The organism is Paenibacillus oryzisoli (genome assembly GCF_001653565.1).
Taxonomy (GTDB): domain Bacteria; phylum Bacillota; class Bacilli; order Paenibacillales; family NBRC-103111; genus Paenibacillus_E; species Paenibacillus_E oryzisoli.
Genome location: NZ_LYPB01000076.1, coordinates 153,929 through 173,179 on the forward strand (window position 1 = coordinate 153,929; position 19,251 = coordinate 173,179).

Here is a 19,251-nt window from a genome sequence, read left to right on the forward strand (position 1 = left end):
GTTACCGGTTGGAAATTACCCCTTTGTAGCTGTGACGCTGAACCCACTGTATGGGTATACATGGAAGTAAGTGGCACCGATTTATCCCCGATATCGGATACTAATAAGGACTTGCACGTTGGAGTCGAATTAGGGTGGAACCACGAGCTGAACGCACTCGTCCCTTTCTGGGTGAGATGCGTTTTTTTGCGTTCACAACTACATGGAAAGGGAGGTAATCAGAGATGGATATTGCAGTAATTTTGCCAGATGGAAGTAGTAGGAGGTATGTCCAAGGAACGACGATTGAACAAGTTGCCCAATCGATTAGCGCGGGGCTAAGGAAACAAGCGATCGCGGGTGTAATGAATGGCCAATTGGTCGAATTACAAGGGCAGATTGAAGCGGATAGTCAAGTGAAGATCGTCATATTGGAAAGTGAAGAAGGATTAGAGGTGTATCGACACACCACTGCCCATGTCCTAGCTCAAGCACTTAAGCGTATATATGGCAATCAGGCAATCAAACTTGGTATTGGACCTGTTATCGAAGATGGTTTCTATTACGATATTGAGATTGAGAAACCATTATCAAGTGACGATCTCAGAGCGATAGAAGATGTGATGAGTCAAATCATTCAGGAGAACATTCCGATTGTTCGACGAATCGTTTCCCGAGAGGATGCCTTGGACATTTTTGCGAGTTTAAATGAGTCTTATAAAGTTGAACTTATTCGAAATTTGCCCGCAGATGTGTTGATTTCGATCTATGATCAAGGTGAATTCTTCGACTTGTGCCGTGGACCTCACCTCCCTTCAACAGGAGGGATCAAAGCATTCAGACTGCTCCATGTAGCAGGGGCGTATTGGCGGGGTGATGCTAAGAATCCCATGCTGCAGCGAATTTACGGTACGGCGTTTCTGAAGAAAGCGCAGCTTGAAGACCATCTGTACAGGCTCGAAGAAGCGAAGAAACGCGACCATCGTAAACTCGGGAAAGAGCTTGAACTTTTTATGTTCTCAGAGGAAGCGCCTGGTATGCCTTTCTATTTGCCGAAGGGGATGATCCTGCGCAATGAGCTGGAGAACTTCGCTCGCGAACTGCAGCGCCTTAGAGAATATGACGAAGTGCGTACACCGCTGATGATGAATAATCGCATTTGGGAAGAGTCAGGGCACTGGGATCATTATAAGGACAATATGTACTTCACGCAGGTAGACGAGACGAAATTCGCGCTGAAACCGATGAATTGCCCAGGTCACATGCTGATTTATAAAAATAGCTTGCATTCTTACAGGGAATTGCCGATTCGCCTTGCAGAATTTGGTCAGGTTCATCGCCATGAATTTTCGGGAGCCTTGAATGGGATAATGCGTGTCCGTACGTTCTGTCAGGATGATGCTCATCTATTCGTTTTGCCAGAACAAATTCAAGATGAAATCGGACGTGTCATTGAGCTGATCTCGCATGTCTATCACGTATTTGGTTTCGACTATCGGATTGAGCTTTCGACAAGACCGAGTGATTATATGGGTTCAAGTGAGCTCTGGGATCAAGCGGAGCAAGCGTTGCAGCATGTTTTGGATAGGAGAGGGATCTCGTACCGCATTAATGAGGGAGATGGTGCTTTCTATGGGCCCAAAATTGATTTTCACATCTTAGATGCCTTAAAGCGGAGTTGGCAATGCGGAACGATCCAGTTGGATTTCCAAATGCCTGAGAAATTCGATTTAACTTATGTTGGAGATGACAGTCTCAAGCATCGGCCAGTCGTGATTCATCGGGCTGTATATGGCTCGATTGATCGCTTTATCGGGATATTAACTGAGCATTATGCGGGAGCATTTCCGATATGGCTGGCACCGACTCAAGTGAAACTGCTGCCTGTTTCCGAGCATTATTTGGATTATGCGTTTCAAGTGAAAAAAGCACTTGAAGAAGCGGGAATTCGTGTGGAGTTGGATGCGCGGTCAGAGAAACTAGGGTATAAGATTCGCGAAGCACAGCTAGATAAAGTGCCATACATGTTCATCCTAGGTGAAAAAGAACAAATCTCCGGCGGTGTCTCCGTCCGAAAACGGGGAGAGGGTGATCTTGGAATGAGATCGTTGCCGGAGATAGTAGAGCAAATTGTTGGAGAAATTGCTTCAAAGCAATAACAGGATTATTGGTCATACCACGGATTCAAATGTATTAGAACCTCATCTACGTCACTGTGGTGATCCATAATGGATTTCTTGATGGCACGTGAGATGTCATGACCTTGTTGAATGGTAATTTCGCCAGGTACTGATATTCGCGCATCTACCAAAATGTAATGGCCGTGCTCTCTTGCTCGTACACGATCAATACGTTTCACGCCTGGAACCGCTTCGATCAACGCCGTATATTGCGAAAGCATGTGTTGATCGACGGTTTTTTCCATGAGGATATCGAAAGACTCTTTGGCCATTTCGATGCCTAGCTTCAGAACTAAGAGGGAGACAATAACACCTGCCGCTGCATCGCCATAGGCTAACCAGTGAATGTCATAAGCTTTACCGATGAAAGCCAAACCAATCCCGATTACAGCTGCAAGCGAAGCATACACGTCGGCTATATGATCGTGAGCTGTTGCGATTAAGCTCTTGCTGTTCGTACTGCGTCCGATCCGCATGGTGTATACATAAAGTAGATATTTCCAGACCACAGAAACAGCCGATGCAATCAAAGCGATTAAGCTTGGCGCACTCGGTTCATGGAACAATGCCGCAACCGCATGGTACCCGATATATAACGCAGCTGTTACAAGAACAAAAGCAACGAACCCGGAGCCAAGTACCTCCGCTTTGCCGTGACCGTAAGGATGATCTTCATCCGCGGGGAGTTTGGAAATGCGCATAGCGCTAAGTGCTGCAACGGTTGCAATAATGTCTCCCGCATTATGAACACCATCTGCGAGCAGAACTTCGCTGTGGAAAATGAGGCCGATAATAATTTTGATAATCGTTAATAAAATGTTACTGATGAGGGAGAGCCAGATGGCCCAAACGGATGACTTGTTGTTGATGTGCATGAATGATGACCTCCTACAGAAGTGTTTCCCGAAGGAAAAAAAATCCCTCGACCTAAGGTCGGGGGATTGGGCTGTTTTTATAGAAAACTACTAAACTATCAAAATTAGTCATATTCAACACTTCACTTTTCACAAATATCTTTGTATAATACCACACATAATGAGAAATAACAAACCTCCAAATGTCATGGAAAGGAAGTCGAGCAGCATGCGCGTGCATGAATTTAAGGTTACGAAGGATCTAGAGCGAAGCGACTTATCTGGTATTTCTGTGAAATCATCTCATTTCATATCCGATATCACGCTCGACTTTCAGTGGGATGATCAGCACCACAAAGTTGATGTGAAAAGTGTATTAGGCATGCTGATAGTTCCCATCAAGGCAGGCACAACATTGCGTTTGCTCACGAGAGGGAAGGATGAGGAAGAGGCTATGCATTTTATGTTTGATTTATTCCGAATCTTTTGTTAGCCGTAAATTCGTATGCGCTTTCAACAAGCAGAATCGAACAGAGATGGGACAGGATTGGATAGCGCAATGACACGATAAAAGAGGTAAAATAGCAGATATAATAAGCGTGGAGACACGCTAATACAGGCTGTTGGAGGTCATTTTATCGATGAGTAGCTATCGAGTGGTTGTTGTAGGGTGCGGCGGTATGTCCAATATGTGGATAGAAAATGTGAAGCAAAGACATGAGTGCGAAATCGTAGCACTAGTTGATATTAAGGCGGAATTCGCGCAAGCAATGGCTGAGCGTCATGGGCTGGCTTGTGGCGTATATACAGATGTAGAGGCAGCCATTCGTGAGAATGAGGCTAATCTGGTACTAGATATTACAATACCTGCGAGTCACTTCCAAGTCGGAACTACAGCGCTTCGGCATGGCTGCGATGTGCTCGGCGAGAAGCCGATGGCAGCTACGATGGATGAGGCTAGGGAGCTTATTCAGAGGGCAGATGAAGCAGGGAAATCACTAGCTGTTATGCAAAATCGGCGATATGACGCGAATATCCGCGCCTTACGGGACTTGATCCAATCGGGAACGATTGGTCGAGTCGGATATGTCGGCGCGGACTTCTTCCTGGGTCCGCATTTTGGGGGCTTTCGCGAAGCGATGGAAAGCCCGCTCATTCTAGATATGGCGATCCATACGTTCGATCAGGCTCGTTTTATTACCGGGGCAGACCCCGTGTCGGTGTACTGCCAGGAGTGGAACCCGCCCGGCTCCTGGTATGCCGGGAATGCCTCTGCGATCTGCATCTATGAGATGTCAGACGGCTCTGTGTTCTGCTACCGCGGTTCCTGGTGCGCGGAAGGTGCGCCGACCTCATGGGAGGCTGCTTGGCGCGTGACGGGCGAGCAGGGCACTGCTCTGTGGGACGGCGCGGGTGCGCCGTACGCGGAGGTTGTCGCTGCTGGCGCTGATCAGAGCGGCAAGTTTCTTCGTGAGTTCACGCGCGTGGACGCGGAAGTGAACTGGTCTGGCCGCAGCGGCCATGCCGGCTGCTTGGACGAGATGTTCGCGGCGCTGGCCGAAGGCCGGCGCGCGGAGACCGACTGCCGCGACAATATCAAGAGCATGGCGATGGTATTGGGCGCACTGGACAGCGCGAAGCTAGGCCAGAAGGTCGATCTTCGCTCGTACTGGAGTTAAGCAGCCTAACTGCATGATAAAAAGCCAACAATTCACACTTTGTGCGGAATTGTTGGCTTTTTCTGTGTGCAGCAGGTACTTCAATTTCCATTTCACCCGTTCTACCTGATCTGACTAAATGTAAAAAATACAGCTAATTTCACTCCATCCTTCCGGAAAAACACTTTAGATGTATTTCCTACAGCTAATTATGCCAATTTCGACGTTATTGGAGAAATCGAGGCTAATTAGCTGCATGAAATCCAGTTATTTGTTATTTCCGCAAGATATGCGTGAAATTAGCTGTATGAAATCCAGTTATTCGTTACGACGGGCAGTTGGTAGCAGCCCTCTATGACTTGCAGCGAATCCCCGATTAATGGATATCTTTCTTCTTAAACCGTCCGCCTTTAACATCATGGATATTCCCGATGGCTAGGAAAGCTTTGGGATCCAAGTCGTCGACAATGGATTTGAGTTTCGCTTCTTCGAGTCGAGTAATGACGCTGAAGATGACCTTTTTATCATCACCAGTAAAGGCGCCTTCACCATTGAGATACGTAACTCCCCGACCAAGTCGATTCGTAATCGAATCCCCAATTTTGACATACTCATCGCTGATAATCCAAACGGACTTGGACTGATCAAGACCTTCAATCGTGATATCAATCATTTTATAAGCAATGAAATAGGCAATCAGAGAATACATCGCACGATCCCAACCGAAGACAAAGCCTGCGCTGGCAAGAATGAACAAGTTGAAGAACATGACGATTTCGCCTACCGAGAAGGCAGTCTTTTTACTAAACAAAATAGCTACAATTTCCGTGCCGTCTAGCGATCCACCTGATCGAATAACGAGCCCGACGCCAATCCCAAGGATAATTCCGCCGAATACAGCAGCTAACAAAGGATCCATGGTGATGGCTTTAACTGGGTGAAGTAAAGATGTGCCAATCGACATGATAATAACAGAGAAGGTAGTTGATATAGCAAAGGTTTTGCCGATTTGCTTATATCCGAGTAAGACGAAAGGCAAGTTGAGCAGAACGAGAAATATACCGAGAGGGAAGCCAGATAAATGAGATGCAATAATGGAAATCCCTACGATACCACCATCAATAATATGATTTGGAACTAAGAAAATTTCTAATCCAATGGATACGAGAGCGGCACCAATGATCATAAAAAAGATTCTGCGTGCAAATTTCAATCGTGTTATTTTTTGATGTTGGGCATGAGCATGTGCTTGAGCTTGAGCTTGTGAATTAGCCATGAAAGTTTCCCCTTTTCCTCAATCATTCAATTTCGTTACTTATGAGTAAGAAGGAATGAGGCCTGTATAACGTGAGGTGAATTTGAGGAAAGCAAGAAGAATAACTTTCAGCTTTTTCCAGATTACATGTGCCAAGAAAACGATGAATACAACAAAAACAGTTATTTCATAATGCTTGTGAAACTGATCATGCAATTGAATTTTATTTTCGTAAACATGGATGAATTCCTTATTAGGCTGTTGCTGTTGACTAGTCAAGACCTGCGTGGTGTTGGCTGAAATGAGAACATCGGTATCGGCTGAAGCATGATAAGATATTGGAGGCGTTAATGGGAAGACGAAAAGTCCGAGAATCAGCCAGACCATGATTGTCCAACAGCATCTGCGTGTTAAAGGGTTCACGTACATCCCCCCCAGACAATATGAATCCAAATTTGCTTGAATTGTAGCATTTCATTTTCATGGAGTCAAACATAGCTCGATTATAATTTGATTGTCACGATTTCTTGGTGTGAAATTGGACCATTTTATGCCAATTGTGCATACAATATTAGGATGAACCTAGCAGGAGAGGTGTAAGTGTGAGTAATGTAATCGGCATTCTCCTAGACCGGAAAACCTATCTCGGCATCCTTCGCAAGCAAACTGGATATGAGCATATCGACTACTACAATCAAGCTGCAGTAGAGCTTGGTATGACACCATTTTACATGTGTTTAAAACATATGACTATGAAATCAGCCCTGGGCTTGAGTTATGAGAATAATAAGTATACGCTGAAGCGCCTGCCAATTCCTAAAGTTATTCATAACCGAGCGATGACACTTTCGGCGGTATCACTTAAGAAATTAAAGGATATTGCCAAGATCAGCCAAGTTTTCAATGGTCAAAATAGACATGATAAGCTTCTCATTCATCGCATGTTGCGAGCGAGCGCGAATAGCTCTGCCTTTCTTCCTCCAGCTATGCGCTATACATCTGATAATCTTGGAAAAGCTATGAATCGCTATGAGTCCTTTTTCGTAAAACCTACGAATAGTTCTGTTGGGAAAGGTGTACTTAAGGTATCCGTGATCGGAAATCTACTATGGCAGGTGTGGTGGGGAAAACAACCACCTAGGCAGTTAGATGAACAACAAGCCATTGCTTTTATAGATGAGAAAGTTAACGGGCAATCCTATCTGATTCAAAAAACGATACCGCTCGCGATGTATAAAGGACGCCCTTATGATTTACGTGTATCCGTACAGCGTGGTGCTAAGGGATTATGGGGGGTTACAGGAATTGCCGGGAAAGTTGCTGCGAATGGTCGACATGTCACCAATTTGGCAAGGGGCGGCGAAGCTGTCATTTGTGAGAAGCTGTTTTATAGCAATGGCTTTGATCCGTTAGTAAAAAGAGCACAAGTGGAAGAAGCGGCTTTACAGATCGCCGAAAGCCTAGGTCAACAAATTCCCTCTCTATCAGATGTAGGGATGGATATCGGGATTGATCATCACGGTGAGATTTGGTTAATTGAAGTGAATGGCCGAGATCAGCGATATCAATACAAGCATTTGAAATTGAATAAGACTTTCTATCGTACGTATGAAACACCGATGCTTTATGCCAAATACTTATTAAGCAAATGAGTTCAATTAAACGCAAAATCATATAGTAAACCTACGTGGAAAAGGTGGAGTGGGGATGTGAGTGAGCGTGTACTCGTCATTAAAATGAATTTATTACCATGGTATAACGAGCTTGATGATCGTTTGGAAGTTCATCATCCAACTTTTCCTGAAGCTGTTCGTCTACGAATCGAGACATTTGGCGAATTTCGTATCCTCTCGATTAATCGCCTTCAGACGCGGATAAGGCGAATTCCGGAAAAAGCTTAATGGCAATTATGCGTAGAAATTAGGTAAATGTGGCATAATTAGTAAAGAAGCAATACTCGTAGAAGCAGGAAAATACCTGCTTCTTTTTGTGTACAGAAAATGAATTTGGCTTTAGTGTTGCTTCATACCCCTATAAACAAGTAAAATAGAAGTGAAGCATTAATCGTTCGATGTAGGCTTTTACCCACAAGCAAATACAGGGTGTACAGGAAAAGGGGACATTTAAAAGTGAACGTTCATTTAAATTTTACAAACAAGGGCAAAGTGGTCATTGAAAATTTCAATAACGAGGAGCTTATTGAAATTTTTAGCCGTTATATTAACACGTTAACGAAGAAGTACGCAGTTGATATTACGGTGCCTGCTGAAGCAAATCAGAATATCGTCCAAGATGGTTCATTTAAAGTTGTTCTTTCTAATGTACAATGTGATGTTGAGACTTTTTTCAAAGAGCTCGGAAGAGATATTAAAGTACCTCTGAAGAAGAGAGCGGACGGCAAGCTTGAGAACGTGTTTAAAATTCAAGTGATTGATTAAGTGACGGGGGCTTGTATGCTTAGTTTAGACGAGAAGTTAGCAATAGCAGCATCCTTTCCGGAACTTGCGCGCAAGGATGTTTCACTGGGACGAATTAATTTCCATTACGTAGAGAGTGACTATGAGAAGACAACTGTGCTCTATCATCTTCACCCTAATGGCAATGGATTCGTGTATGCCGAATACATACCAGGTTGTAAGGCAGATAGCAAAGGGTTAATTAACATTCGGGATTATGGGGAAGACGAGCTTCGTGAGATTATTGCGAAGTCGATTCAGTCTTTAACGCGCAGCGGTAGTCCTAAGAGCTCGAAGGTTGAGGAATTGGCAGAAGTTCAAGACCAACAAGAAGAACTGTGGATTGACGAGGATGGCAACACGTTGAGTGTTACTTTCGTTGAAGATTTGTGGTATATCTACGCGGGCGAGAACCTCGATTGTGCCTTTGAGACATATGAAGAAGTACAAGAGTATTTGGCAGAAGAAGGTTTCGATAAGAAGTAACTGTGCATGAGCGCCCTCCTTGGAGGGCTTTTTTACTAATTTAAACGTGGAAATTCATTCAAGAATTTTGACTATCAAAGGGGAAACATAACGCTATGAAATTTAGACCATGCATCGATCTACATAATGGAAAAGTGAAACAAATTGTCGGTGAAACCTTAGGTGGCGAGGGGCAAGCTGTCGTTGAGAATTTCGTATCAGCACATGACTCCACTTATTACGCAGATATGTTCAAAAGAGATCGTTTAACTGGCGGGCATGTGATCATGCTTGGCGATGGGAACAAAGATGAAGCGATAAAAGCACTTAACGCGTATCCGGGAGGCTTGCAAATCGGTGGTGGCATACAGGCAGACAACGCTAGCTTTTACCTGGAGCAAGGGGCATCCCACGTCATTGTAACGTCGTATATTTTCCGCGATGGGCAGCTGAATATGGATAATCTAACACGGATCGTTGAAGCGATTGGGAAAGATAAATTAGTGATTGATCTAAGCTGTAAGGAAAAAGATGGCAAGTGGTATGTGGCGACGAATCAATGGAAACAGTTAAGTGATGTAGAACTGAACCAAGAGACGATACGATTCTTTGAGCAGTATTGTGATGAATTTCTGATCCATGCGGTTGATGTGGAAGGGAAGCAGAGTGGTATTCAACAAAGCCTCGTAAGTTCTTTGGCTGCGTGGGTCACCATTCCAACGACCTATGCGGGCGGTGCTAGATCATTTGAGGATTTGTCGTTATTTCGACAGCTTTCCCAAGGGAAATTGGATATTACGGTAGGTAGTGCCCTTGATATTTTCGGTGGAAAGCTCTCGTATGATGAAGTTGTGGAGCAGTTAAGCAACCCCGTGTAGCGTTAGTTTTTCGCAAAAAGGATGTGTGCGATGGCACTTTGGCACAAGCTGTATGTGTGGGGAATTGTCATTATTCTCCTGTTAATTATGATTGGAGAACTGGTCTGGCTGCCAGATCCGTTACGATGGGGGACTCGCTTTTATTGGATAGATGTTATCGATGGGCTGATTTACGCAATTGCCATTGTGCCTTTGATCTGGATGATCGCTGCATTTCTGCATCTTACACAGACACATACAAGGCGGATGAAGGTATTTCTTGGCCTGGTTGCCTTCGTATGTTTGCTTAGTGCTGTTATTGTCGTTGTCGTACCCAAGAAGTTGGAGTTCTCTGCTTCGGCTATGATTCTTAGTCTCTTGCTAGTCGCAACAGATATTATCTTGCAAGAGGGAAAGAAACGCAAAGTGCCACACCGAAGTATGATCTTTTTCGGTGTGACACTCGGATTATTGGCCGTGTTGTTGTGGCCAACCCCCTATTTAGTGACCTATCCAGGAATCACACTGAACATGAATCGATATGCACATGCCGAAAGTGGAACTAAGCATGGTGATATTTCGGGGGTTCTTATTTTCGAACGTCCAGCGTTTCCTATGGACTGGTTGTATGCGAAGCTTTTTAAAGATTACACCTTTGAGAAGATTGAGACTTTAGGAATGTCACTTGGCGAGTACAATCAGGAAGTTCGTACGATGAAGGAAGACGCGAACGCCGCGGGTAGTGCAATTGCCTTCCACAAAGTGGGAATGGGTAAAGGAATCCTAGCTGATGGGGTTCGGATTACGGCCGTTTTGCAAAATACCAAAGCAGCAGAAGTGTTGCAACCAAGTGATGTCATTATAGCATTGAACGGTCGACCTATTACCATGACGCAGGAGTTAACGGAGAGAATGCAGGTAATCAAACCAGGTGAATCCATTCAACTGTCCGTGATGCGTAATAAAGCGAAGATGGAGTTGACGGTTGCGACACGAGCAAGTACAGACAACCCAGCCCGTGCATCGATTGGAATTATGATCGCCAATGAGGTGCGATATGATATCCCTGATCTCGTTACGTATCATAACTATTTATTGCATGAAGGTGGACCGTCTCATGGGGCTATGCTGGCTTTAACGCTAATTGATCAACTAACACCGTGTGGCGTGACATATGGTCATCACGTTGCAGGAACGGGAACGATTGAACCAGATGGTTCCGTCGGCCCTGTCGGCGGACTCGTTCAGAAAGCTTATACGGTGAGCCGTACGAATGCGGATGTGTTTTTCGTTCCGGTGTCGAATGAAGCAGATGCGAGAAAAGGTGCCGGTGATTTACGAATCGTACCTGTGCAAACATTAGATGATATCTTGAATTGGTTGAAGGCACATCCCAAAACAGGTGCTCCCGCTTGCTCATCGTGATGCATTGGAGTTAGTCTCGTGACGCCTCATATAACTTATCCGCGACTAGCTTGGGTTCATATTGCGGAGTCGTCATATGATCGCCATGGAGTTGCAAGAAGCGGAAGATGCCTAGTCGACTCGACATATGTGGATGCCAGCCATAGTTGGGATCGCCGAATGGAATCACATTATCTTCCATGATGTGTACGTAGCTTTTGGGAATAGGAAGACTATAGAATTTCTTCAAGTCTAACTTTTCAAATAACGGGCCAGCTGGCTCAGGTGATGCTTTACTATAAATGCGTTTGGCCTGGTCCAGGGTTGCCAAATTCGTGAATGTTTCTCTGAACAGCTCAAAAGGCAGCATTAGTGTGTTGTTCTTGGAGCTTGCAACGAGTTGTTTGAACTGTTCCGTGACCTGAGGAGGGAATTCATCGGCAGCCATTCCGCCGTCTTTGAGGACGAAGGCATTCAGAAATACCAGCCGCTTCAAGCGATCAGGAACGAGTTCTGCTACTTTCTGAATTAATGTTCCTCCGAAGCTGTGTGCGACTAGGATTACATTATGCAGGTTATGAGAGATGATGAAGTCAGCGATCGATTTGGACATCATTGCATGCGTCACATTTTTATTCGGGTCAGCGCCATGTCCTGGAAACTCAGGGACGTAGACGGTATGACCTTTTTTGCTTAATTCAGAGGCAATGCCAGCCCAGAAGCTGGTATCTGCCCAAGAACCGTGGACAAGGACGAACGTAAGCGGCTGCTCCTTAGAACGATAAGAGGAGTCATCCCCTTGGTACCAAGGGGTTGGCATATAAGGCCAGTTCGTAGGGATGGGACTGGATGAATATGGGGATGGCCATGATGAGCCTGGATGATGGTAATTCTCATTGAGATACGTCATTGTGGTCTTCCTCTCGCGTAGTGATGTATTACTATATGCCCAGATGACGTTTGTGCGATAAGAATTTAAAGTAGAAGGGAATTGGATCTCATCATGATGCACGGGGAGCAAAAGACGTACCGGTTTAGTGAAGCACCGATTTGGGAGCTGCAACGAGCCTACTACGAGGAACAGGGTATTACGGCTTGGCAGAGCGGAGAAGTCCCCCAATACATAACGAGTAATCGGGTAATGGCCATATCATATGCGGAAATGGTATTTGGTTTCTTGCAGGATCGAGCCAGAATGGGGCAGTTAAGGGCACAAGTCATGATTCTCGAACTTGGAGCGGGTTCAGGCCAATTTGCCTTCTATGTGCTGCAAGAGTTAACGAAACGTATCCAACAGGCGAGAATTCCGCTCCCGCCATTTCGCTATGTGATGAGCGATTTGGCAGAGAAGAACATTGCCTTCTGGCGGCAACATGCTAGTTTAATGCCATTCGTGGAGCAGGGGGTATTGGACTTTGCCAAGTTTGATGCCGTGAATGATGACGTTCTATATTTGCAACATGCAGGTGAACGCATTGGAGCTGGCGATCTTGCGCAGCCGTTAGTTATAATGGCGAATTACTTTTTCGATAGTCTGCCACAAGAATTATTGTATATCGAAGATGGGCAGGTCTATGATTGCCGAATCTCGTTGCAATTTCCAGATGAAGCTCATGCAATGAGTGCTTCCCAGCTCTTGAAAGAGGTTGAAGCGAGCTATCAGTACCAACGGGAACATACGTATGATGAGGAGTCCTATCCGTATCGTGAACTATTAGAGGTATATCGTCGGCACATTTCTGATTCCCATATTCTGATGCCTGAAGTAAGCTTGATCTGCTTAAACCGGTTGAAAGCACTATCTCAGGAGGGGTTCCTGCTGCTCACGGCGGATAAAGGCGATCATCGCTTAGAAAGTTGGGAGTTTAACGAGCCTCCGAAGCTCATTCATCACGGCAGCATTTCATTAACGGCGAATTATCATGCGATTAGCTATGTGTGCGAAGCACAAGGGGCTCAAACTCTGTTCACTAACCATCCCTATACGTACTTAAACATCGGTTGTATGCTCAATCTATCTGAACCGCACACGTATGGACTGACGAGATTAGCGTATGATAGTTTTGTGGAAGGATTTGGTCCTGATGATTTTTTCAATCTGAAGGAAGCTTTCGACGCGCAGTTGGAGGAGAAGACGATGCCTCAGTTGTTGGCTTTGTGGCGTTTGAGCGGTTATGATACGCAGTTTCTACTTCCCTGTACGAAACGTCTGATTGAACTGATCCCTGATAGTAAGGACCATGAATGGATCGCGCTTCAGCAAGGAATAGATCACATGTGGGCACATTATTATCCGATGGACGACAATACGGATGTTGCTCTCGCTTGTGGAATTCTCTTATATCAAATGGACATGTATTCCGAAGCAATTCCGTATTTCGAACGCACACAGCCTAAGCTTGCGAATGATACGACTGTACTCTATGAGATGGCGGTGTGTTACTATGAGTTAGGCCAAGATGATGCGGCCAAGCGGTATGTAGATCGATCGCTTCTGCAATCCCCTGAACATGAGGAAGCGATCGCTTTACAGGCGTTATTAATTTCAATGGCATAACCAAATGGCATAAACTGCAACAATTTTAGTGCTCCTGTCGTTAGGAAAGTATCCATAACCTATAAGGGTGCTAAATACCAACCGAAATGAGAGGAGCTTTCGCATGAAAAAAATAGCAGCATTAAGTTTAACCTTACTTTTGGGCAGCAGTTTGACGTTTGGTTCTGCCTACGCATTCTCAGACGTAGATGAAGGACAAGCAACTGCCGTTCTAGCACTGAAAAATCGCGGGATTGTCAGTGGATTTGATAATGAGCATTTTGTGCCAAAGGGTAAAATCAGCTATGCCCAAAGTGTCCAAATGATCGTGAAAGGTTTGGACCTTAATTTGGACCATTTGCGATTCATTAAGCAACCGCTAGCATCGGATAGTTATTCCAATATCCCGAATGATGCGTGGTATGCAGATGCGTTCATTATTGCGCATTACCATAACCTAGACATTCCGAAGGATGTCAATCCGAATGCAACGATCACACGTGAGCAATTCGGGAATCTGTTGGTTAAAGCGCTTGAAACCAAAGGTCAATTTCCAATGGTGAAAATGTTTATCAACATGAATGATGAAGATCAGCTTAATGTGGCGTATCAAGGCACCATTCAAAGGTTGTTGCTGTACAAAATTACAGCTCTGGATGGGAATGGAAACTTCCAACCCAAAGGCGAGCTCACAAGAGGAGAAGCAGCGGCTTGGTTATACAATGCTATTCGCGTGCTAGAGACACATGTGCAGAAACCACCACAAGTAGATGAAGTCACAGTTACAGTAGAAAAAGTGAACGATGATGTGAACAAAGTTACACTTTCCCGAGGTATGAAGCCGAATCCTGGTTATGGCATTCGCATCGACAGCATTCAGTTTGAGTCGGGCGGTCAAGCGATCGTGAAGTATTCACTGATAGAGCCACAACCGGATATGATGTATGCACAAGTCATGACAGAAGCGAAGGCTGAAACCTATGTGTCATCGAAATATGAGGTGAAAGCCGAAGCTAGCGGGCTGAAATAATAGGTTTAAACTGGTTGAAATGCTGCTATCCGATGTGGGTAGCGGCATTTTTTTGTGCTTTTAACCCCCTGTATTCGAACTGTGCAAGCTCGTACTCTCTCACATAGGATATAGCATCCTCTAATAGACGGGTGGTGAGAGATTATGAAAACAATCAACTATTACACATTAGCTTTGGGATTATTAGGCGCAGCTAAATTGATTTTGGATGCATTTGGAATGGATATCATTACAGATGAGTCAGCGAATGCCATTGCCAATGGTGTTGCTGCCCTGTTGTCTGTCATTGGTGTCTATACAAACCATCAAAAAGTGGAATAATTCAACGGGAATCAAAGCCCATTGACACCGATATTTGCCTAGTTGAATATCGTATTGGACAGAAGTGATTTCCATAATGGAGGCGCCAAACGTGGGATACTATGTTCAAGTGGAGAATGGTGTGAAATTATTTATTGAAGATGTAAATCCAAAAGGGACGAAGACCATCCTGTTTATTCATGGGTGGCCTTTGTCACATACACAATTTGAGTATCAATACAACGTACTCCCCGCTATGGGGTATCGTTGTATTGGTATGGATTGGCGTGGGTTCGGACAATCGGATAGACCGATGGATGGTTACACATATGATCGGCTTGCAGATGACTTGCATGCCGTGATCCAATCATTGAAATTGGAAGGTGTTACACTAGCAGGACATTCAACAGGCGGAGCTATCTCGATCCGGTACATGGCCAGACATCACGGTCAGGGTGTAGCGAAGCTTGTGCTGATTGATGCGGCTGCACCAACGGGTTTTACGCAGGAGACGGCTGCAAAGTTTTTGCATGAGAATGCCAACGATCGAGCAAATATGCTGCAGAATGTGACGGATACGTTCTTCTTTCAGTATATCACGGAGCGATTCTCGGATTGGTTTTTCCAAATGGGCTTACAAGCAGCCAGCTGGTCAACCGCGGCAGTCATTCGCTTGCTCAGAGATGAGAATGTGGCGGCGGATCTAGGTCGCATAGAAGTGCCTACTTTAATTGTACACGGGATACATGACAAAGTAATCCCTTATCCACAAGCAGTCGAAATGAATAAACGGATTGCGAATTCGCAGCTCATTCCGTTTCATTACAGTGGTCATGGCGGATTCTGGGAGGAACGAGATCGCTTTAATTATGTCCTAACGCAGTTTATAGGATGATACTCCGTAGTAACTCTCATGGTTTATGAAGATGAGCTTCCCTGATGGGGAGCTTATTTCATTGGATGCATTGTTACATTTCATTATTATAGACTATTAAAAGACTTGTCTCTTAAGTGGAAGTTCATTATGATGAAGGGGAAGGGTTCTGGATTCAACGGTACATATAGTAGCTTATAAAACCATATAAACAGTCTTGGAGGTAGTTCCATTTATGAGTCATTCGACATTACGAGTTGGTATCATTGGTATTGATTCCTCACATGCCCCTGTATTCACGCAATTGTTAAACGACAAGGATCATCCCTTTCATGTTGCTGGCGGCAAGGTGACGATTGCTTATCCAGGAGGTTCTCCGGATTTTGAAATGAGTTATTCCCGAATTGAAGGGTTTACTGCTCAGCTTCGTGAACGAGGAGTTGAAATTGTTGACTCAGCAGAAGAGGTAGCAGCGAAATGTGATGGCATACTAATGACATCGGTAGACGGTCGCATTCATTTGGAACAATTCCGTCAAGTTGCGTCGTATCGCCGACCTATTTTTATCGATAAGCCGATGACAGTTTCGTCTGCCGATGCGAAGGAAATCTTCGCGATCGCGAAAGAGAACAATATACCCATTATGAGTTGCTCCTCGTTAAGGTATGCAGAGGAATTGACGATAGCTTTAGAAGAATCAGAGTCGAGTAGTCAGATCATCGGGATGGACTGCTATGGTCCTTTGGCTCTTCAACCGACACAGCCAGGATTATTTTGGTATGGCGTGCATACGGTTGAGATGCTTTTTAGAGCACTAGGCAAGGGGTGTCTGCACGTGACTGCAGCGACAACGGAAGATCATGACCTGATAACTGGCGTATGGGAAAATGGCGTTATTGGTACCATACGGGGCAATCGTAAGGGAAATGGGCAATTCGGCGCACTGCTGCATCGGGAATCACACACTCACTTTATTGATGTAAAAAACCATCCTAAGCCTTATTATGCAAGTCTCATGGAAAAAATTATGGGGATGTTCGTAAGTTCAATTCCGGATATTGATGAGGAAGAGACATCGCAAATCATTCGATTTATGGAAGCAGCTAATGAGAGTCGGGAAACTGGACTTACTGTGTACTTATAACTTGAAGTGCAGCAAGAGATGAAGGAGAGGACTACATCGATGGAAAAGGTAGATTTAAAGGTAGCTGTTCTTGGTGCGGGGGCCATAGCTTCACAACATTTTGATGCGATTCGCAGTACGGACGGGTTCGTAGCTTGTGCTGTTGCGGATATTCAACTAGAGAGAGCCCAAGCTATTGCAGAGACCTATGGGATTAGAGCTTATCGTGATTATCAAGAGCTTATTCGGCAAGAACGACCGGATGTTGTGGCCATTGCCCTACCACATTTTCTACATAGAGAAACGGCTATTTTCGCTGCTGAGCATGGGTGTCATTTGATGCTGGAGAAGCCTATGGCCCTGAATGTTGCAGAATGTGATGACATTATGGAAGCCGCTAAGAAAGCGGATATTCGTATCTTAATTGGGCATACACAACATTATATCGCTGAGAATATTCAGGCCAAGCGAATCATAGAAAGTTGCGAATTAGGTGAGATTGTCATGATCAATGATGTTAGGCATCTGAATTACTTCCAAGACACAAGGCCGCAATGGTTTCTGGAAAGGGATAAATCAGGAGGCGGCATTCTAGCCAACTTGGGCACGCATTCTATCGATAAGATTCAATGGTTGATGGAGAGTTCTGTACGTAAAGTCAGCGCCTCCGTAAGCCATCATGGCAAACGAGGCAATGTAGAAGGAAGCGGCATTATCTATATGGAGCTAGCTTCTGGGCTACCTGCGTCAATTGCACAGTCTGGATACCCAGGGGCTACTCGGAATGAAACAGAAATTATCGGTACATTAGGGATGCTGAAACTGGTTACTGGCGTAAACTTATGGATCAGTCGCGGTGGCGTGTATGAGCAAGTCGAAGTGCCACCGATGGATACACCTTTCCAGTTACAGTATAAGGATCTGTTATTTGCAATAGAGGCGAAGAGTGAAACAAGTTGTCCGCCTGAGTATGCGCGAGGTGTCATAGCCGCACTTGAGGCTGTATATCAATCGGCTGAAACTGGCGTGGAACAATTTCTATAGGGAGAAATGAGAAATAGCCGGAAGTTTTTCGGCTATTTTTTGTCGTGTACGTGGATCCATTGTAATGTCGATCTGAATATGATACAAAGTAAGAAAACGTACTTAATTAAGCACAGTGTGGATGGATTACGATTACTGGGAGGTTGAACATAAATGACGGTTATTGGACTCATACGACATGGGTTAACGGATTGGAATACGGAACGACGCATACAAGGGCAAACGGACATTCCGCTTAATGAGATAGGGCGCAAACAAGCCGAATTATTATCCCAGCGTATGAAGGAAGAAGATTGGGATTACATCTATGCGAGCGACTTGGGTAGAGCGAGAGAAACAGCCGCATGTATCGGACATGTAAAGCAGATGGAAGTGAGCACAGATCAGCGGTTAAGAGAAATGTATTGCGGTGAGATTGAAGGTACAACACTCGAGGAACGTTTAGCCAAATGGGGAGAAGACTGGTCCAAATTGGATCTAGGGGTCGAAACACATCAACAAATTGCAGCTCGTGGTGTGAGTTTCATCCAAGAAGTGATCGAGAGGCATCCGAATCAGAAGGTGTTAATCGTTAGTCATGGCGCTCTGCTTAGTCTGACGCTGATGGATTTGATCCCTCATGAAGATATAGAGGAACATTTGCATAATACATCTGTGACGAAAATTCGCCACGCGGAGAGCCGTTGGGAATGCTTACAATACAATTGTATTGCACATTTAGATGGTTTTGAATAAGGAGATGCAATGATGCTAATCTACTAAACAGATAGGTTGACCATTCGAGAGCTGGAACCTAGAGATAAAAATTTATTAATTTCCTGGTTGAATGATCCCTTAATATTAACTTACTACGAAGGTCGTGATCGTCCCCACGATGCGGATTTGGTAGATGCACATGCAGCTCTCTTACAGGCAACTCCTTCACCTTAGTAAAACCACATCGTTCATAGCAGTTAATCGCTCGAATATTCCACTGCTGTGGATCCATAATAACGCGATCTGCTTTATGGTCACTCTTCAAATAGTCCCGCATCGACGTTACTAGTTGTTTCCCAAATCCCTTATCCCAATAGGCTGTTTCACCTATGAATTGATCTGTGCCAAAGATCTTATCCGTCGTTTCCAAATAGCCATAAGCGAGACGCTTTTCTTCCTCAATTTCATAAAATTGAATATAACCAATCGGCCGATCCTCATATTCGACAAGGCATCTGACCGCCGAATCTTCTTCCATAT

General features: G+C 44.7%; 21 protein-coding genes. 16 read left to right on the top strand and 5 right to left on the bottom strand.

Annotation, left to right across the window (positions count from 1 at the left end):
• Nucleotides 1-224: 224 nt before the first annotated feature.
• Nucleotides 225-2,138: a threonine--tRNA ligase gene (gene thrS, locus A8708_RS21805; protein WP_068667333.1), complete on the top strand. Its 1,914-nt coding sequence runs from the start codon at nucleotides 225-227 to the stop codon at nucleotides 2,136-2,138.
• A 5-nt stretch (nucleotides 2,139-2,143) separates the two neighbouring features.
• Here the strand turns inward: thrS and A8708_RS21810 are convergent, their stop codons facing one another.
• Nucleotides 2,144-3,034: a cation diffusion facilitator family transporter gene (locus A8708_RS21810; protein WP_068667335.1), complete on the bottom strand. Its 891-nt coding sequence runs from the start codon at nucleotides 3,032-3,034 to the stop codon at nucleotides 2,144-2,146.
• A 208-nt stretch (nucleotides 3,035-3,242) separates the two neighbouring features.
• Here A8708_RS21810 and A8708_RS21815 point away from each other — a divergent pair, with 208 nt between their 5' ends.
• Together A8708_RS21815 and A8708_RS21820 are read left to right on the top strand one after the other, a co-directional pair.
• Entirely contained in the window at nucleotides 3,243-3,506 is a 264-nt protein-coding gene (locus A8708_RS21815; RefSeq protein ID WP_068667337.1) for an HPr family phosphocarrier protein, read from the top strand.
• A 148-nt stretch (nucleotides 3,507-3,654) separates the two neighbouring features.
• Nucleotides 3,655-4,692 carry a Gfo/Idh/MocA family protein gene (locus A8708_RS21820; RefSeq protein ID WP_068667340.1) on the top strand — a complete coding sequence of 346 codons (1,038 nt, stop codon included), beginning with the start codon at nucleotides 3,655-3,657 and terminating at the stop codon, nucleotides 4,690-4,692.
• A gap of 355 nt (nucleotides 4,693-5,047) precedes the next feature.
• On the opposite strand, the gene A8708_RS21825 is transcribed toward A8708_RS21820, so the two are convergent.
• Both A8708_RS21825 and A8708_RS21830 read right to left on the bottom strand, forming a co-directional pair.
• Nucleotides 5,048-5,947, bottom strand: a complete 900-nt coding sequence (locus A8708_RS21825) for a YitT family protein (protein WP_068667342.1) — start codon at nucleotides 5,945-5,947, stop codon at nucleotides 5,048-5,050.
• A 39-nt stretch (nucleotides 5,948-5,986) separates the two neighbouring features.
• A complete protein-coding gene (locus A8708_RS21830; protein WP_068667348.1) occupies nucleotides 5,987-6,349 on the bottom strand; it encodes a hypothetical protein in 363 nt (120 codons plus the stop codon).
• A 179-nt stretch (nucleotides 6,350-6,528) separates the two neighbouring features.
• Between A8708_RS21830 and A8708_RS21835 the strand changes: the two genes are divergently transcribed.
• The 6 genes from A8708_RS21835 to A8708_RS21860 all read left to right on the top strand — a co-directional run bounded on the left by A8708_RS21835 (nucleotide 6,529) and on the right by A8708_RS21860 (nucleotide 11,129).
• On the top strand, nucleotides 6,529-7,578 hold the full coding sequence (locus A8708_RS21835; RefSeq protein WP_068667350.1) for a YheC/YheD family protein: 1,050 nt from the start codon (nucleotides 6,529-6,531) through the stop codon (nucleotides 7,576-7,578).
• Nucleotides 7,579-7,635: 57 nt separating this feature from the next.
• Nucleotides 7,636-7,827, top strand: a complete 192-nt coding sequence (locus A8708_RS21840) for a hypothetical protein (protein ID WP_068667353.1) — start codon at nucleotides 7,636-7,638, stop codon at nucleotides 7,825-7,827.
• A 228-nt stretch (nucleotides 7,828-8,055) separates the two neighbouring features.
• Nucleotides 8,056-8,364 carry a hypothetical protein gene (locus A8708_RS21845; RefSeq protein WP_056621264.1) on the top strand — a complete coding sequence of 103 codons (309 nt, stop codon included), beginning with the start codon at nucleotides 8,056-8,058 and terminating at the stop codon, nucleotides 8,362-8,364.
• Between the two features lie 15 nt (nucleotides 8,365-8,379).
• Nucleotides 8,380-8,868, top strand: coding sequence for a hypothetical protein (locus A8708_RS21850; protein ID WP_068667355.1), 489 nt, complete (start codon nucleotides 8,380-8,382; stop codon nucleotides 8,866-8,868).
• Between the two features lie 95 nt (nucleotides 8,869-8,963).
• On the top strand, nucleotides 8,964-9,725 hold the full coding sequence (gene hisA / locus A8708_RS21855; RefSeq protein WP_068667356.1) for a phosphoribosylformimino-5-aminoimidazole carboxamide ribotide isomerase: 762 nt from the start codon (nucleotides 8,964-8,966) through the stop codon (nucleotides 9,723-9,725).
• A gap of 30 nt (nucleotides 9,726-9,755) precedes the next feature.
• The gene (locus A8708_RS21860) at nucleotides 9,756-11,129 is read left to right on the top strand and encodes a PDZ domain-containing protein (RefSeq protein ID WP_068667358.1); all 1,374 of its coding nucleotides are present in this window, start codon (nucleotides 9,756-9,758) and stop codon (nucleotides 11,127-11,129) included.
• 10 nt (nucleotides 11,130-11,139) lie between these two features.
• On the opposite strand, the gene A8708_RS21865 is transcribed toward A8708_RS21860, so the two are convergent.
• The gene (locus tag A8708_RS21865) at nucleotides 11,140-12,018 is read right to left on the bottom strand and encodes an alpha/beta hydrolase (protein ID WP_239696792.1); all 879 of its coding nucleotides are present in this window, start codon (nucleotides 12,016-12,018) and stop codon (nucleotides 11,140-11,142) included.
• A 93-nt stretch (nucleotides 12,019-12,111) separates the two neighbouring features.
• Here A8708_RS21865 and A8708_RS21870 point away from each other — a divergent pair, with 93 nt between their 5' ends.
• The 7 genes from A8708_RS21870 to A8708_RS21895 all read left to right on the top strand — a co-directional run bounded on the left by A8708_RS21870 (nucleotide 12,112) and on the right by A8708_RS21895 (nucleotide 18,750).
• Nucleotides 12,112-13,665 (top strand): tetratricopeptide repeat protein, encoded by a 1,554-nt coding sequence (locus A8708_RS21870; RefSeq protein ID WP_068667360.1) that lies wholly within the window; start codon nucleotides 12,112-12,114, stop codon nucleotides 13,663-13,665.
• Between the two features lie 103 nt (nucleotides 13,666-13,768).
• Complete coding sequence (locus A8708_RS21875) at nucleotides 13,769-14,674, top strand: S-layer homology domain-containing protein (RefSeq protein ID WP_068667362.1); 906 nt, start codon at nucleotides 13,769-13,771, stop codon at nucleotides 14,672-14,674.
• Nucleotides 14,675-14,818: 144 nt separating this feature from the next.
• The gene (locus A8708_RS35915; protein WP_167355912.1) at nucleotides 14,819-14,995 is read left to right on the top strand and encodes a hypothetical protein; all 177 of its coding nucleotides are present in this window, start codon (nucleotides 14,819-14,821) and stop codon (nucleotides 14,993-14,995) included.
• 91 nt (nucleotides 14,996-15,086) lie between these two features.
• The gene (locus A8708_RS21880; protein ID WP_068667364.1) at nucleotides 15,087-15,869 is read left to right on the top strand and encodes an alpha/beta fold hydrolase; all 783 of its coding nucleotides are present in this window, start codon (nucleotides 15,087-15,089) and stop codon (nucleotides 15,867-15,869) included.
• A gap of 214 nt (nucleotides 15,870-16,083) precedes the next feature.
• A complete protein-coding gene (locus tag A8708_RS21885; protein ID WP_068667366.1) occupies nucleotides 16,084-16,992 on the top strand; it encodes a Gfo/Idh/MocA family protein in 909 nt (302 codons plus the stop codon).
• Between the two features lie 39 nt (nucleotides 16,993-17,031).
• The gene (locus A8708_RS21890) at nucleotides 17,032-18,015 is read left to right on the top strand and encodes a Gfo/Idh/MocA family protein (RefSeq protein WP_068667369.1); all 984 of its coding nucleotides are present in this window, start codon (nucleotides 17,032-17,034) and stop codon (nucleotides 18,013-18,015) included.
• Nucleotides 18,016-18,168: 153 nt separating this feature from the next.
• On the top strand, nucleotides 18,169-18,750 hold the full coding sequence (locus tag A8708_RS21895) for a histidine phosphatase family protein (RefSeq protein ID WP_068667370.1): 582 nt from the start codon (nucleotides 18,169-18,171) through the stop codon (nucleotides 18,748-18,750).
• Nucleotides 18,751-18,808: 58 nt separating this feature from the next.
• On the opposite strand, the gene A8708_RS21900 is transcribed toward A8708_RS21895, so the two are convergent.
• Nucleotides 18,809-19,249 (bottom strand): GNAT family N-acetyltransferase, encoded by a 441-nt coding sequence (locus A8708_RS21900; RefSeq protein ID WP_082927690.1) that lies wholly within the window; start codon nucleotides 19,247-19,249, stop codon nucleotides 18,809-18,811.
• Nucleotides 19,250-19,251: the final 2 nt, after the last annotated feature.